We start from the raw sequence: 15,779 nt of genomic DNA, 5'->3' as shown, positions 1-15,779 counted from the left end.
GGCGTCAACGTTCTGCTCATGGCTGATCCGTGCGTGACCGCAAGCTGTAATACATGCCCGTCGCCACCGTGACGACCAGCAACACGACCAGCGGGCCATTGCCGCGGCGCACGTGCGCCAACTGCGGGTCGCATCTCAACAGCAAGAGACCCACGGCCACGGTGACCACGCCGCCCAGCCACAGGAAGGCGATGTAGGGCCGGCCGAGGCCCCGCACCGAGCACACCCCGTAGTACAGGCCGAAAGCCACGACGCCGATGACGAGCAGCCCCATGAAAAGCAGCCGCATCGCACTGCGGTTGGGGCAGACCCATTGGCACATACCGTCGATTGCCCCCGGGAACTTGGGCGAGAAATTCTTGGCCAGCAGCGAGTAGACCGCCGGCCCGACCACCGTGTCGTGCAGTGGCATGGGCCACAGAGCCATGCCGCGGAACTGCGATTTGAAATAGGCGAGGTCGTCGTCGAACTGTTGTTCGTTGATGCGCATGCCTGCCAGGCCGGTGTTGCCGGCCGCGTGGAACAACACCGGCGCGATGGACTTCAGCACGGCCACGCGGCTGTGGCCATGGATCACCTCGGTGGCATCGGCGCCAGCGCGCAGTTCTTTCTCGGCCTGGCGCGTGGGCTCTGCCAGCAAAGCGAGCACCGTCACGGTGATGTCGGTCGTGCCCTTGTAGTCTTTCTCTTCTGCCCCGGCGAGTGCATTGGCTTCGGTGAGCATCTGCGCTTGCTGGATGTAGCCCCAGAGATGGCTGTAGTGGTAGGCGCCATCCTTTCCGATCTCGGTCGCCGGGGCAACGATGTTCAGCGCGTAGGACCGCTTGGTCTTTTGCATTTCAGCGATGAGGCTGTGCACGAAGCTCGTGTAGAAGGCCTCGAATTTCTTCTTGCCTTCTGCATCGGTGGGAGCGTTGTCGAAGAAGAGGGTCACGCCGTCGAACATATGCACCGGCTCATCCCAGCCCGGCAGCAGGTAGCGTTTCGCGGTGGTGAATCCATCGGTCATGCGGGTGTCGACGAGCTTGACGATGTCAGTCACGGCGCGCTGGATGAGTTCGGTCTGGTAAGGCTGGCTCAGCAGATTGCTCCACTCGCTGCGGTGAACGATCAGGTCCACACGGGTGCCGAACCGGTGTGCCGTTCGAGTGAAGCCGTCATGGGCTGAATCGAAGGGAATGGCCTTCACCAACCCGCCGTTGTCGCTGAGTTGTGCGCCGAGGTAGCCGATGCGGCTGAAGAGGCTGAAGTCGATCTTTTGCGGCTCGGCGTCTTGCCCCTGCCAGAACGGGTAGATGCCGTAGCTCCAGTCATCGGTGATCGGCGGGGCGCAGCCGCAACCATTGTCGACCCAGGCCGGTGGCTTGGCATTGCCGTCGAGCGGGTGCTGCCACTGGGCCTGTGCAATCAGGTCGGTCTTGAGGATCTCGGGCAGCAGGTCAGCGTAAAGCGTGGGTGAAACACCGGGCACACCCGAGCTGGGTGGCTGGCTGGAAGCACCGGCCTGGGCGGCCGGAGCAACGGCTTGGCATTTCAGGTCGGCCGGCGTGGCCACCCTCCCGGCCGCAACCGCTGCCTGGTTCACCACGCTTCGGAAGTAGGCGCAGCGGCGCGCTTCGAGTGCCTGGGCCAACAAGCCGGCCGTAGGGAAGTCCACGTGAATCAGTGGGCCGAGCATGGCCTGCATCTTGTCGGCAAATGCAGTGGGAAAGGCTGCCGGCCTCAAGCGCAAGCGCTTGCGTGGCGCACTCGCGGCGGCCTCTGGCCCCGAAGCGGAAGCAGTTGCGGTTTTGGGCTTGGGGAACATGTCGTCGAGGTCTTCCTGCAGCAGCATGTAGCTGGTGACCTGGGCCGGCCCGGGGGGAATCACAACGGGGGCTACTGGAACTGGCACCACGACCGAGTTGGCCGACGCGTCGCTCGCTGCCTTGCGAGGTGGAGCGAGCTTCTCGACGCGCAAGACGTAGGCCTGCCGCACCGAGAGGGGTGGCGCGGAGGCATCGGTGACATGCACGGTGAAGGTGTAGGCGCGCACCGGACCCACGGGCAGGCCGGCCAGCGAGCCGTCTGGGGTGAAATCCAGCCCCTCGGGTTTGCTGCCATTGATGACATCGACCCGGTAGGGCGCCACACCACCGGCCACCATGCGCCGCGGCTTGTAGGCGACGCCCAGGCGGGCGCTTGGCAAGGCGATGGGTGTCAGCGACAGTTGCTGCCCCGGCTGACAGGCAGCGACCTGGTCGCTCGGGCGCAGGCAGGCCGCGGTGCTGGCGACAGGGGCTGTGACGGGCACCGAAGCGGCGTTCACCGCGGGTGGAGCCAGGCGCTCGGCCGCCCCGAGAGAGAGGCAGGCGCTGACCAAGGCCAGCAGCAGCAATGTCCTCGCCACGCAGTTTGCAGACAGGCGCGGTTTCATGCGGTGCGGCCTTCCTTGCGGAGTTCTTTCACGATGCCTTTGCGCAGATCCTTGGCCTGGATCAGCGTGCGGCCACCTTGCAGCGCGTTGATGGCACCGAAGCGCACCACGTTGGCAATGGCGCCGCCAGCCAGTTCATGGTCTTCGGCCAGTTGCTCGAGGTTCACGTCGTCGGCCAGGCGGCCGGTGTGTTCGACCATGCCTTCCCACAGGCGCAGCCGCTGATCGGCATCGGGCATGGGGAAATGCACCATCGACTGGAAGCGGCGCGCGAACGCGTCGTCGATGTTGGCCTTGAGGTTGGTCGCCAGGATCACGGTGCCCGGAAAATCTTCGACCCGCTGCAGCAGGTACGAAACCTCCTGGTTGGCGTGGCGGTCGTTCGAGCTCGACGTGGCGGTGCGCTTGCCGAACAAGGCATCGGCCTCGTCGAAGAACAGGATCCAGTTGCGCGTTTGCGCCTGGTCGAACACCTGGGCCAGGTTCTTCTCGGTCTCGCCGATGTACTTCGAGACGACCATCGAGAGGTCGATGCGGTACACGTCGGCCCGTGCGGCCTGGCCGATCAGCGTGGCGGTGAGCGTCTTGCCGGTGCCCGGCGGCCCGAAGAAAAGCGCGCGGTAGCCGGGCTTGATGGCCTTGTCGAGCTGCCAGTCGTGCAGCAGGGTGGCCGAGTGGCGGATCCAGGTGGTGATGGCGTCGATTTCTTCCAGCACCTCGCGTCCTAGCACCAGGTCGCTCCAATCGAGCACGGTGGTGATGAGCTTGGCCGGGAAGGAGCTGCTGAAATCGGGCTTGTGGCGCTCGCCGGTGGTGATCCAGGTGATGTGTTCGCCACCCACCAGCAGCGGTGCGCTCAAGAAGGGCTCGCCCGGTGCGTCATGCTCGATGCGCAACACGCCGGTGCGACGCAGTGGGTGCGTTTCGTCGAAGAGCCGCATTACTTGCAGGCGCTCGCCCAGGTCGTCGCCCGCCACGATGAAGGCCGCCGTTTCGCACGTGGGCAAGAAGCCGCCGTGGGCGCGGCCCTTCCAGCCGCCGAATTCGGTGAAACCCCGGTCGAAGTTCTTGTTGCGCACAAAGAGTGTGTCGAGCAACGCCGGGCGCAGGTGCGGCAGCAGCGCGAGCACCAACACCACCCGCTCGGCGAAATACAGGTTCATTTCGCGCACGAGCTGGGCGTAGGGCGAGTCGTCGCCCGCCAGATCGGGCGGGGAGATGTCGCTCACCTGCGAGTGCGGGCTGGGTTGGCCGAAGTGCAGGGCGATGCGTGTTTGCAGCACCTGGTCAAACCACGCCAGCTCGCGTTCCAGCGTGGCAGGGTTGACCTGCATCCGCCGCGGGATCAGGCGTGTGGGATCAGCGCCAGTCGACATGGAGCGGCCTTTCCATCCAAGGGAACTTGAGCAAGTGAAAACCCCAGGGCAGGTGGTCGAGCAGCATGTCGAAGGCACGCGGCTCAACCAGCAACTGCCAGCCTTCGTCGTCTTGCGACAACTGGCCTTCGCGCATCAGGAATGACTCACGCAGGCCCGCCACCGAGGTCTGGCCGATGATCTTCCAGTGGGCAATCATGGCTTTGAGCAAGCCGTCGATGGCCTGGGCCTCGGTCGGCAACACCTCGATCTCACGCAGCACCGGCATCGACAGCGGCACACCGCACAGCAGTTTGTTGAGCGCGAGTTGCGACTCGGGGGCGCTGTTTTCACCGCTCACGAGGTACTGCAAGAGCATCACGGCACGTTCACGGGCGGCGTCTGACACAAAGGCCTCGTTGTTGGCGAGGCCCAGCATGCCAAAGAGCCGCTGCATGTAGCCGCCCGCCAGCACCAAGCCGGCGTTGGCGATGTAGATCGATTCACCGGGTGGGTGTTGCGCGGGGGTGTTGGATGGGCTCCAGGGCTGGGGCTCGCTGGGTGGGCGGCGCGCTTCGGCCGCCAGCGTTTCGGCCATCAACTCGGTGTGGCGGCGGGCCACGTCGGTGGGCACTTGGTGAGGGGGCGGCTGCTGGGCTGCTGCCGCTTGGGTGAGGGCTTGGCCGACCATCGTGTCGCCTGCGTCGACAACAGCCCGGCCCAGCGAGGCGAACCAAGTCGCGGGTTGGGGGGGGCGCAGGGTGTCGGCCAGGTGGTGCACCATGCGCAGCGCAAAGCCCGAAGGCTCGAATCGCCGGCCTTCTTCGAACAACTCACGCAGCACAAAGCGCCATTGCAGCGTCGCGATGGGCTGCAGGTGGAGGCTGGGGCCCACACGTTCGCAGGCATCGTGCAGCAGCGCGAGGCTGTGGTGAACGGCAGCGCTGTCGTGCGGTTTGAGCCAGTCGAGCACACGGGTCAGCACGCGGAGCGGGGCGAGGCGAAGCAAACACTCGGCCGCACGCGGGGTTTCGAGGATGCGGAGCCAGGCTTGGCGTGCCGGGGCGCTGGGGGCGTGCAACAAAGGTTCGAGCGTGTGCATGCAGGCCGATGGTCCAGAGGCGTTGTCGGGGCTCAGCAGCACCTGGGCGAGGGCGGCGAGGGGGTCTTCATCGCTGCGCGACAAAGGGGCGGGAGCGCTCGACACACGTTGCGCAGTGTGGGTGTGACCATGGTGCTGGGCCGCACGTTCGTGCAGGCCACGCACGTAGGCATCGGCATTGAAGAAGGTACCAGGGGTCAGGCGCAGCAGGTGTTCGAGCAGGTCTTCCCAGAGGTGCAGGGCGGGTGGGTGGTCGTCGCCGGCCAGGGCGGCGAAGGCGGGGTTGTGCACGGCGGCGACGATGGCGGCGCAGTCGGGTGCGGGCAACCACAGGCCGATCAACTGGGCGCGGGCCACGCCACTCCATTCGCGGGCGATGCGTCGGCGCAGGCGCGGGCTGCCCATCGACGTGCGCACCTGGGTTTGCAGCCAGGGGGCGTCGTCGCTCAGGGCTTCGAACCAAGCGTCTTCAACGCCCAGCAGCAGGCCATGTTGCAGGGCTTGTTCGATCTGTGCGCGGCGCGTGGTGGTGCGGGTGGCTCGGATGGCGCCGGGGGCGGGGGCATGGCGCTTCAGCCAGGTTTGCACGAGGGCCAACGCAGGGGCGGCGTCGTGCTGCGGGCGTGGGCTGTTGCGCCAGGCATGGACCACCGCCTGGCGCAGGGCGGGCAGCGATTGGTTTTCGCTCTCGCTGCGCTGCAAGAGCATGGCGTCGAGGTACTCGCTGCTGTTGAACAGGCTGGGTGCTGGGTGCAGCAGCACGTAACCGAGCGTCCTCTCCCAGCGCTGGGCGGGGTCGAGTGCACCGGGTGGCGGGCCCCAGAACGCATCGCTGGGCACCACGGCTTGCAGCAGGTCTTGTTCGGCCGGGGCGAGCCACAGCGCCATCAAAGCCTGCAAGGTGGCGGCCGGCAGTGTTTGTGCCATGCGGCGGCGTGCGGCCACGCTGCGGCCGAGTTGCAGCAGGGTCTGGCGTGCCCACGAACGTTCGGCATGCAGCAGCTCGTGCCACGGGTCGGGGTTGCTGTCACCCAGCGGCGGGTGGGCCTGCGGCCCTTGCGGGTCGAGCCAGGTGTGCAGGCGGGTGTGCAAGCGGGTGAGTTCGTCGCTGCGTGAGCGGCCGCCGGCCAGCGGGTCGGCCTGCGTGCCATCGGGGTGCCCCAGGCCGGGCAGGTGCGCGGCGAGGCAAGCGCGCAGCACGTCGTCGCGCAGCGCGGGGGCGGGCGGCATGCCGTCGAGGGCGCGGCGGGCCACGGTTTGCAACGCGCGCCAGATGGCGGCTTGTTCGGCGACCGAGGGCGCGAGCGACTGCACCATCGACTGCAAAGGCTCACTGCGGTCAGCCGCACCTGCACGCATCAACAAGGCGTTGAGCAGGCCTTGCCAGACGAGGTGGGACGCAGGGGCACCGGGCAGTTCGCTGTGTCGCCACAGCATGGCAAAGCCGGCGATCCAGGCTTCGGCTTCGCGGCCCCAGCCCGAGGCCACACCGGCCCCCAGTGCTCGTGCCATCTCGGCGGCCAGCAAGGCGAGTGAGCCGCTTGAGAACTGGCGTGCGGCACGTTGGGCCATCAACAGCGCGGGACCGGGGTCGCGGATGGCCGCTACCAGGGCTTGGGGCTTGTCGCGCAGCACGTCGAGAAAGAGCGCATCGAGCGCCGCCGACGAGCGGCCATTGCCCACGGCATGCCAGGGCAGGTGACCATGACGCAGAAAGTGCAGCAGCGTGGCCAGTTGGGCTTGGGGGCGGCTTTGGGCAACGACCGAGGTCTGCTGCTGGGTGCCTTGCGCCCCGTCGTTTGGTGTGTCGATGTGAGGCGGCTGCGCCAGGGCCTGGCCCCTCGCGACAGCGCGGCAGGTCTCCAGAGTCTCGGCCAGGCGCTCGCGCAGGCGTTGTTCCCACTGGGTTTCAAGTTCGTCGGCGTCGATCCCGCCGAGGTCGATCTCGAGGGTGTCGAGTCGCCAGACTTCGCCGGCTTGGGTGTGTGCGTCGAACACCTCTTCGATGATCGTGGGCACCCGCGCACGGGCGAAGGCCGCCGTGCGCTCTTGCGCGTCGAAGGCCTGCTCGGCCGATTCGAAATCGACCTCGAAGTGCAGGTTCTCGATGCAGTGCTCAGGCATCGTGTTCAGGCTCGGTGGGCCAGACCTCACGCAGCGTCTCGATCACGGCGCAGGCCGCCTGGTTGAGGCGCTCGGCGGCGGCGGGGTCGGCGTTGGCTTCGTCGCGTGCCGACGCGGTGGCGGTGCAGAAATCGAGCTTGGCCGACAGCCACTGGGCATAGGCCGCCTCGAAATGCTGCATGGCGTTGAAGTCGAGCCACAGGCAGCGAGGGGCGAGGTGTGCGGGGCAGTTTATGCGAACGGTCTCGTCGGCAAAACGGCGGAAGTTCTCTTGCGCGGTGCGGGTCGTCCACCTCGGGAAGACCGCCGTCAAACGCAGCGAATAGAAGTTGGTCGGCAGCCCCGACAGCGCGTCGTGCGCGGGGCTCGTACCCACCGGGCGCAGCAGCACGTGTTCAACCACATGCAGGCCTTCGCTCTCAACGTTGATGTGCAGTAAAAAGCGCCGCAGGCTTTCGATGGCGCACGAAGCGATCTCAGGGCTGTCGAACTCACCCAGCGGCCACCAGCGGTCGTTCTCATCAGGGCCGAGCAGCAGGCGCTGGGGGCCGATTGGAGCGGCGGCGTTGGCATGGTCGCGTGCTGCACCGGCCAGTCGGTAACGGTCCCGGTGGGCGCCGCAACGCAGCAAGGCTTCGTTGAGTTGTGGGCGGCGCAGGGGCGGCATGCGGGCGAGGTCGGCATGCAAGTCGTCGTGTGTGAGGGGCTGGGTATGGCGGGGGGCGGGGGCGGTGTCGCCGACATCCGGCAGGCTGTCGTCGTGACCTGCCACCAGTACACACTGTTGTTGGTGCACTGCGTGGGTGAGCGGGTGGCTGTGCACATGGCGAAAGCCGAGCAGGTGGCCCACACGGCGCTGCCAACCCGAGCCACCTTCTGGCAGACCCCACGAGGCTTGTGCGTAGTCGAGCCCGCCCGCACGGTCGCGGCTGATGCGAACGATGTCGTTCAAGAACGCAGCCTTGTTGTCGAGCAAGGTCGCATCGAGTTCGTCAGGGCTCAGGTGGTTGAAGAACTGCCGCAAGGTGTTTTGCGACAGGGTTTCGCCATGCAAGGCGAGCAGGTGGTCGAGTGCTCGCGAACGGCGGTCGACCTGTGGGTCGCGAGCGGCGTACACATCGCTCAGCACCCGCGCACGAATCGCCTCGGTGGACCACGTGGCTGGGTCCTCGCCTTCGGGTGGCAGGTACATGGCGTTCACGCCGGGCACGGTGGGGTCGTCCAGCAGTTGCCACCAGTAGCTCGGGCCTTTGGCGTCGCGCGCTGAAAAGAGGTCACGCAGGTGTTCTATCTGCGCGCTGCTGTTGGCCATGACCTGCTCGAAGAGTTGCAGGTAGGTTTGCAATTGCAGCGCCTGCGCCTGTTGTTGCAGCGTGGCCGAAGCGGGCATGCGACGGCGGCCCAGGCCGTAGACGGCTGGGAAGCCGTCTTGCACCGAGCTGTAGGTTTGCAGGTCGCGGTACACCCCATGCGGAAGGCCTTCGGTGGGGCCGCGTGCCTGACCGTGGCGGCGTGTGCGGGCGCCCACGTAAAGGTTGGCCATGCGGTTGATCAGGTCGCGGGGTGACACCTTCACACGGCTACCGGCACGGCGCACCTGAACCTCGCCGTCGAGCAGGGCCTGCACGGATTGGGCGTCGAGCAGGCCGGGGGTGACCCCAGGCACCCGCAACCGCAAGGCCCAGTCTTCGCCGCGCCAGCGCAACGCGCTGGTGGTGGTGCTGCGGGTGGCGTTGTTGTCAGGGGCGTCGCGGCGCAAGGCCAGTGCGCGCACCTCGCGCACCCCTTCAACGCCCCGGGCAAGAAGGGTCAGGTCGTTGACGAACAACAACTCGGCACGTGCGGGGTCGCCGTCGCGTTCAAAACCCAGCTCGGTGACGGGGCCGGTGTAGATCTGCTCCAGCGAGAGCCCGCGTGCCACCAGGTCTTCAAAGCTGTGAAAGTGCAGGCCTTGAGCAATGTGCCGCGCGCACAGGTCGTACACATCGGCCAGCACATCGACCGCATCGCGTGGTCCGCTGATTTCGATGTCGAGTTGCAGGTCGCAGTGGGCGTCGCTGATCAGTTTGACTTCGCTGTCGATGTCTTCGCACAGGGTGCGCCGTGCGCGGTAGGCGGCGCGGGCTTGCGCCACTCGCCGTTCGTCGTCGGGGGCGATGCCTTGTGAGAGCTTGAGCCTCAGTTGGTAGATGCCTTGGTCGCTTGCGACCTGCACGCTGTCGACTTCGCTGTCGGGGGTGGCGAGCACGGCGTCGTCGAGCCCAGGCACTTGGTCGAGCAAGGCGCGGCGGTAGTCGCTGGCGTTGGTGGCTCGGCTCGGGAAGGCATCGGCCGGCGGGTGCAGCGACAGGCCGGCGTAGTCGATCTCTTCTTCGCCGGGCGCGAGCAGGTGGTCGGCCACGGGGAAGTCGGCGCGGTAGACCAGATCGGTGAGCGCGTAGCAGAGCTGCTCAAGGATGGTGACCCCGGGGTCGTGCAGGTTGTAGTCGGTCCAGGTGTGGCCCGAGAGCGCCTGCGTCAGCCGCATGCCCTGGGCGCGCAGGCTCTCGAAGCTGGTCTCGGCATCGGCAGCACCCCCCCGCCCAGCGCGCCGTTTGCGGGCGATGGTGGTCTTCATGCTTCGGGGCCCTGCGTGGTTTCGTCGAACCACAGTTGAGTGAGAAAGACCTTGATGCGCACCTTGCTGCCGTCGGAGGTGTTGCCGTAATCGCAGCCAGTGCGTATCTGCAAGCGATACGAGGCGTTTTTGCCACTGCTGCCCGACCAGCGCAACTGCATCTTGTCGCAGCGGCGACCGTAGTGGGCGTGGGTCGGGGTGATGCGTTTCTTGCGCGAGAAGATGTCGAACCAACCGGTCGTGGGGTTGTAGGTGTTGAGTGCGATGGCGTGCATCAGCGCAAAGCGGCCCTGGCCGGGCGCACCCGAGCCGGCCATCACCTCGAAGGCTTGGCACCCGCTCAAGGGATCGGTGAGGTCGTGCCACTCGCCGTCGGCCAACACGGGCACAGGGTGCTCACGCTGGTAGGTGCCACGCCGCCCGCGAGATCCCACGGTGCCGGCCACATCGAGTGTGTGTTGTGGGGTGGCAGTGTTGATGCCCACCCGGGCTTGTTTGTCGAGCGCCAGCACCGGGGGATTGCTGCGTGTGGCGGCCACTCCGCCGGCCTGCACATGCAGCATGCCCTGGCCACCGCCATATCCGATCGACCAGACCGCCGACTTCGGGCGCTGGTCTTGGTAGAAGCTGATGAGTGCCTCGTGCCCGACCGGGGTCGAGACTTCGACGCCGTTTTCGGCCGTCTTGCGAAAGCCCTCGTCGCTCATGTTGAGCATCGAGTCGATGAGGTCGCCGAAATGCTGCCGGGTCGGCAACTTGCCGTCGCCGAAGTAGTTGCGCAGGGTCTCGCGGTTGCGGCTGGTCATCGGGCTGCCCCGCCAATGATGAAGGTGCTGCCCACGCCCAGTTGGGCAATACCGATGGGCTCGGGCCGGTCGTCGGTGGTGGTGTCGACGGTTCGCACCATGTGTTCGTGCATGGGCAACGCAATGCTCCAGGGTGAGCGGGGCCGTGCGCGGCTGGCTTGGTCGGTCTGGCCGCGTGCGGTGTCGCTCAAGGTGTAGATGCGGTCGTCGCTGCGGGCCACGTGCAGCAGCGAGAGCTGGGTCACGAAGTCAACACAGTCGAGCGTGCGGATGTGGGCTTCGACGTCTGCGCAGCGGATCGTCCAGTCAAAACTCGGCTGATACCCCCCACTGCGCCAAGGCGAGATGTGGTCGGTGATGGCCTGGTTGATGCGTCGCAGCGCATGGCCGGCCTGCACGCCGCGCGCGAGCTTGACGGTGCAGCTCACCTGAATGCGTTCGTACACCGCATTGCGTACCTGAATGCGCGCAAACGGCGAAGCCAGCCCCTTGAGGTAAGCCTGGATGCGGGCCAACTCGACCGCGTTGAGGTGCGGTTCGGCAGCGGCGGCTTCGCTGAGCGGCGAGGGCACCACCACCACCACCACCTCGCCCGGGCTCACGCCCGCCACGCGGGAGGTGAGGTGCGGAAAACACTTCACCTTCAACACCGAAGGGAAGTGCTCCAACACCAGGCGTTCGTAATCCCACGGCGTGCTGGCACGCTGTTTGTGGCGCAGTCGTTCGCCGACGCGGGTGCGCATCTGCTGGCGGTCTTCGGCGGCGCGCATGCCGAATGAAGGGCCGATCTGCGCGAGCGAAGCCAAGCCGTACAACGTGGCTCCGGGCTCTTTGACGCTGCCGGCTGGCAGAGCCTTCATCACCCCGCTTGCGCCGGCAGGCAACACCCGCGTGGCCCGCAGCGCCTGGGTGCGTACGCCGTACAGGGCCGCGAAGGTTTCGAAGCCGCCATCGACCGACAGGCGCAACCAATGGCAATCGGCCGGCAAGAGGGTGTTGTTGCGGTCGATCTGCGATGGCAGATCGAGCGTGACGATGCCCGAGGTGAGAAAGCCGCAGGTGGTGTCACTCACCACTTGCGAAGCGCTGAGTGGTCGCCATTGGTTGGACGCGAGGTAGGCCCAGTGTGTTTTGGGGCGTGGTTCGCCGTTGAAGGTCTCGACCGCGGCTTCGTCGCGCAGGTGAAAGTGCAAGGTGAGGTGACCACCGAGTTCAACGTCCCCCTCGTCGGGCAACGACAGGCCGATGTAGAGGTTGCCGTCGTGCGCGATGCGTGGCCACAGCGTGGGGTGTGCCTCGGCCGCGCCCGGGTAGATAGAGACTTGGCCGAAGGGGTGCAGGTGCAGCACACGCTCGATCTTGCTGGCGGCTTCGGCATCGAGTGGGGCCGACTCGCGGCCAAAGACCAAGGTGCTTTGAGCCGCGTAGTCGAGCGTGATGTCTTCGACCAACGGCGTGTACGGCGGAGGCGGCAGCGGCTGGGGCCGCTTGCCCTTGCGCAAGGTGTTGGCCGATACCACTTCGGTCAAGAGTCCGGAATATTGCGCATGGCCGAAACCCGAGCCTGGGCTGGCGAGTTGCAGCCGGTAGAAACCGCCGAGTGCACCGGGTTTGAATTCGAGCACTTCGCCATGGCCCCAGGCATGGGCGAGCAAGGCGGTTTCGTTGAACACCAGCCGTGCGCCGGGGCCCAGGCGGCCACTGCGGTCGGCGGTGTGAAAGAGCGGCAGGCTGCCAGGGGCGCCGGCGGCTTGCCAGATTCCGTCGCGCAAGATGCTGCCGGTGACGGTGAACGAGGCGTTGCGCAGCGGCGGGGTGGGCGGTAGCTCGCTGGGATAGGCTGCGTAATACTTGGCAAAACCGCCTTCATCAACGGGCAGTCCCGACCAGCGCAGGTTCACCGCCAGGTGGGTGACGTTTTTGCGCGCCATCTCGGGCGAGCCGAACACGAGATACGAGGCGGTGGTGGGCAGCGGTCCGAAAGGCATGAAGGGTTTGCTGGCATCAAGCCGGCCGAGGTTGTTGTCGAGCAGCAACTTGCGCACCCCGCGCACCTGAACAGCCAGTTGCGCTTCGTTGAGCAACATCTCTTCGAGCAGCGAATAGGGGTACAGCCGCCCGTCCGAGCGCAGGCGCAGTTGCAGCACCGGCAAGGTGGTGGCCCAGGACGTCCCATGCACAGTTTCGATGCAACCGACGACCGCAGGGTCGGAACTGCGCAGGCGCAAGACCACGTCGATGGTGGTGAATGGGCTGGTGGGCGCCTGTGTTTCGGCCCCCGAGGTCACGTAGAAGTCACTCACGCTCAGCCAGCCGCTGGCCGTCGAGAGACTGAACTCGAAGAGGCTGTTGAAAATCTGCCCGAAGATCAGCGCCCGCTCGGGTCGGTTCGGCCCTTGGATCAAACAGCGGGGGTCGCCCGCCGTGGGGGCAGGGCGGTCGCAGGCATCGAGCAGGCGTGTGGCGGCTTCGCGCAAGGCGTCGAGTTGCAGGTCGCTCAACCAGTCGTCGTGCGACATCAACCAGTACGCAAAGAGTTTGCCCAGCCGCGCGAAGAAGAGGGGGTGGGTGGGGGCGCTGGCCGTCCACTCGACCAGATAACGTTCGTAGCAGCCGACCAGCGGGCCGTCGGTGACCGGCGCTCGGGCCAGCACTTGGCCCGCCAAACGCACGGCGGTGCCGTTGATGTCAGCCCGCTCAGCGGGGCTCGACAACTCAGGCGTCAACAGCAGGTACTGCTTCACCAGCAACTGCAAAAAGCGCCGTGCTCTCACGCCTGAGGCGGCGGCCACACGCGAAGACAATGCCTGGGTGCGAGCGTCGGTTTTGACGGGGTGTCCCAAGGTGAGTTTGAGCGAGATCTCGCGTTCGCCCTCCTGCAAAAACAGCAGGGGTGACGCGAAGGCCAAGCCAATGCGCGCTTGTTGTGAGCCACCCGGCAGATGGCTGCTGCCGCTGAACATGGGCCAATAAGGCGGTGCGGTATCGGCGGCGAGGGCTTTGCGGGGGGGCCAAGGCAGGCATGCCGACTCGGCCCGGGTGGCGTAGCCGAACTCACGCTCGGGCGAGATCAGCGGGTCGCGGTTCAGGCACAGCGTCAGCAGGGCGCTCACCCGCGCGTCGGTGACGTGCAGCGACTCGTCGGCCAAGAACTTGATGGGCTGGCCGTTGGCATCCTTGCCAGCCACAAATGGTGTCCCGCGTGCGATGAGCAACTCGCGGGTGGCACGCGGGTCGCGCTCAAGCACGAGGTGCACCGAGTCGGGCACTGCCGGCAAGGGCTGCATGCACAGCACTTCGTCATAGTAAAAATCGGCATGCCGGCGGGTGAACTGGTTGATGCGGCGCTGCGCAACCTCGTGCAACTGCAAGAAGGCCATCAAGAGGCTGGCCGCCGGCGCATGGGCTTGGCTCACCAGTGACTGCGGCAACAGCTTGCGCGCCAGGGCCTGCAACTGGCTCGCCGCACTGAGCAACGAGAAGAAGCGCCCGCGCAACACCTCGCGATCGCTGCGCTGGCCGTGCACCGCACGCATGGGTCGGCGTGTCAACCAGAGTGGGTCGAAGCGCTTGCGCAGCGCGACCATTGGCGCGGCCTCGCCGAAGCGATCGAAGATCCACTTCAGGTCATCGCCCAGCATCTGCGTAACCAGGTGCTCGATGCGCGCTCGCAGGCTGCGTGACGCGGCCTCTTCGCTCATCGACAAGGCCTTGAGCCAGTGGTCGATCTGCCGGGCCAACTCGACCACCTGCTCGGCCAACACCGCCGGCGGCGCGCTGTCGGCATCGTGCATAAAGCGCGCTTGGGCGAAGGCGAGGTCGGTGGCGATGATGCGAGCCATCACCAGCGCTTCGTCGGTATCGAAGAGTTCACCCCAGGTGCCGACCGCGCGCTGCTGGTCGTCAACAAAACGCAGCCGCGAGCCCAGGTCCGCGCTCATCGCCACGAGGGTCTCGAAGCTGGTTTCGACCGGCCGAAAGTACCCCTCGCTCAAAGCCGCAGGGAGGCGCTTGCGCTGTTCGCACCCGTCGGTCATGACAGCCCCTCGGTCCGACGCAACACATTGCTCATTCGGGCTGCCTCACGTGCGTGCCTTCACGCAGGTACAGCGGGTACACCAGGTTGGTGCGTGTGTTGGTCGTGCGCACGGTGTAGTCGAGCTTCAGGCGCAACACACCCAACTGGTCGAAGTCGCTGAGGTCGATGTCGATTTCGTGCAGCGTGATGCGCACCTCGAAGAACAGAATCGCCTTCGAGATGATGTCCTTGATCTCGGTGATGCTGCTGTCGTTGACGGTCTCGAACACCATGCGTTTGATGCCGCAGCCATAACTCGGCTGCATGACACGCTCCCCCGGCACGGTCGACAACAAGATGTGCAGGCTTTGTTCGATGTCATCGACCTGCGACACCAGCACGGCCTCCTTGCTGCGCCAGTCGAAGCTGGGCGGGAAGGCCCAGCCCGTGCCGAGGAGTTGGCTTTCTTTGACCACGGACTTCAGCCGCCAATCATCACGGTGGGAAAGCCCATCACGACGCTGCCGCCGTGGGCCGTGGTGTCGCCCAGGCGCGCGGCCGGCTTGCCGCCGATCATCACCGTGGCCGAGCCTTTGACGATGGCGTCGGGCGGGCCCACACACACCGCGATGTCGCCTAGCACCGCAGCCGGCAGTTTGCCGATCAACACCGTCGGAATGCCCGGCCCGATGACCGGCCCCCCCACGTGCGGAATGGGCGGCAAGCCCGGTGTGAGCATCGGGCAGGTGTGCATGTCGGTGAGGCGGGCGGCGGGCGGCATGGGGGGTCTCGCGTCAGTTGATCATGACCATCGCACCCTTGACGGTCGTCTGCCCTGCGGCCGACAACTCGGCACTCGCATTGCCCTTGGCGGTCAGACCCACCTGCGCTTCGCAGGCGACGTTGAGTCCGCTCACCTTCACATCGGCCTTCGAGGTGATGCTGATCGCGTTGACCGCATCAAGCGTGATGCCACCTTTGGCGGTGATCTTGATGTCTTTGGGGCTGTCGAGCGTGATGCCGCTGCTGTTGAGTTCGATCTTGTTGCTGTTCTGGTCTTGCAGCAGGATCGACTTGCCGTCGTCGCTGATGACGATCTTGTTGGTGCCCGGTGTGGTGATGGTGATCACCTTCTTGTCTTCGTCGAACTCGATCTTCGACTTGCAGCGGGTGACGATGGCCTTGGTGTTGTTCTCGGCCGCCAAGGTGTAGGGCGGCACCTGTTTGCTGCTGTACAGGCTGCCCAGGATGACCGGGTGCGAGGGGTCGTTGTTGAAGTAGCCCAGCACCACCTCGTCGCCGACTTCGGGCACAAAAAACGAGCCAAAACCGTTGGAGCCA

Annotated in this window: 9 protein-coding genes; all 9 read right to left on the bottom strand. The window is 66.1% G+C overall.

Translation table 11 applies throughout. The features are described from left to right. Positions 1-16: 16 nt before the first annotated feature. Positions 17-2,416 carry a putative Ig domain-containing protein gene (locus BDD16_RS22140; RefSeq protein ID WP_179636309.1) on the bottom strand — a complete coding sequence of 800 codons (2,400 nt, stop codon included), beginning with the start codon at positions 2,414-2,416 and terminating at the stop codon, positions 17-19. Next, the gene (locus BDD16_RS22135; RefSeq protein WP_218898218.1) at positions 2,413-3,792 is read right to left on the bottom strand and encodes an ATP-binding protein; all 1,380 of its coding nucleotides are present in this window, start codon (positions 3,790-3,792) and stop codon (positions 2,413-2,415) included. Before BDD16_RS22135 ends, BDD16_RS22140 begins: the two co-directional genes overlap by 4 nt. Next, the gene (locus BDD16_RS22130) at positions 3,776-6,997 is read right to left on the bottom strand and encodes a contractile injection system tape measure protein (protein WP_179636308.1); all 3,222 of its coding nucleotides are present in this window, start codon (positions 6,995-6,997) and stop codon (positions 3,776-3,778) included. The genes BDD16_RS22135 and BDD16_RS22130 overlap by 17 nt, the downstream gene beginning before the upstream one ends. Continuing rightward, positions 6,990-9,614 carry a hypothetical protein gene (locus tag BDD16_RS22125; protein WP_179636307.1) on the bottom strand — a complete coding sequence of 875 codons (2,625 nt, stop codon included), beginning with the start codon at positions 9,612-9,614 and terminating at the stop codon, positions 6,990-6,992. The genes BDD16_RS22130 and BDD16_RS22125 overlap by 8 nt, the downstream gene beginning before the upstream one ends. After that, complete coding sequence (locus BDD16_RS22120) at positions 9,611-10,420, bottom strand: hypothetical protein (protein WP_179636306.1); 810 nt, start codon at positions 10,418-10,420, stop codon at positions 9,611-9,613. Before BDD16_RS22120 ends, BDD16_RS22125 begins: the two co-directional genes overlap by 4 nt. After that, on the bottom strand, positions 10,417-14,457 hold the full coding sequence (locus BDD16_RS22115) for a baseplate J/gp47 family protein (RefSeq protein ID WP_179636305.1): 4,041 nt from the start codon (positions 14,455-14,457) through the stop codon (positions 10,417-10,419). Before BDD16_RS22115 ends, BDD16_RS22120 begins: the two co-directional genes overlap by 4 nt. A gap of 31 nt (positions 14,458-14,488) precedes the next feature. Further along, positions 14,489-14,914: a GPW/gp25 family protein gene (locus BDD16_RS22110; protein WP_179636304.1), complete on the bottom strand. Its 426-nt coding sequence runs from the start codon at positions 14,912-14,914 to the stop codon at positions 14,489-14,491. A gap of 5 nt (positions 14,915-14,919) precedes the next feature. Then, positions 14,920-15,219: a PAAR domain-containing protein gene (locus tag BDD16_RS22105; RefSeq protein ID WP_179636303.1), complete on the bottom strand. Its 300-nt coding sequence runs from the start codon at positions 15,217-15,219 to the stop codon at positions 14,920-14,922. Between the two features lie 13 nt (positions 15,220-15,232). After that, positions 15,233-15,779, bottom strand: a 547-nt coding sequence (locus tag BDD16_RS22100; protein ID WP_246332861.1) for a phage baseplate assembly protein V, incomplete at its 5' end; no start/stop codon positions are given.

Origin of the sequence: Sphaerotilus montanus (genome assembly GCF_013410775.1) — a bacterium.
Taxonomy (GTDB): Bacteria; Pseudomonadota; Gammaproteobacteria; order Burkholderiales; family Burkholderiaceae_C; genus Sphaerotilus; species Sphaerotilus montanus.
Note: the sequence above shows the minus strand (reverse complement) of the source record. Positions and strands in the feature narration are given on the sequence as shown.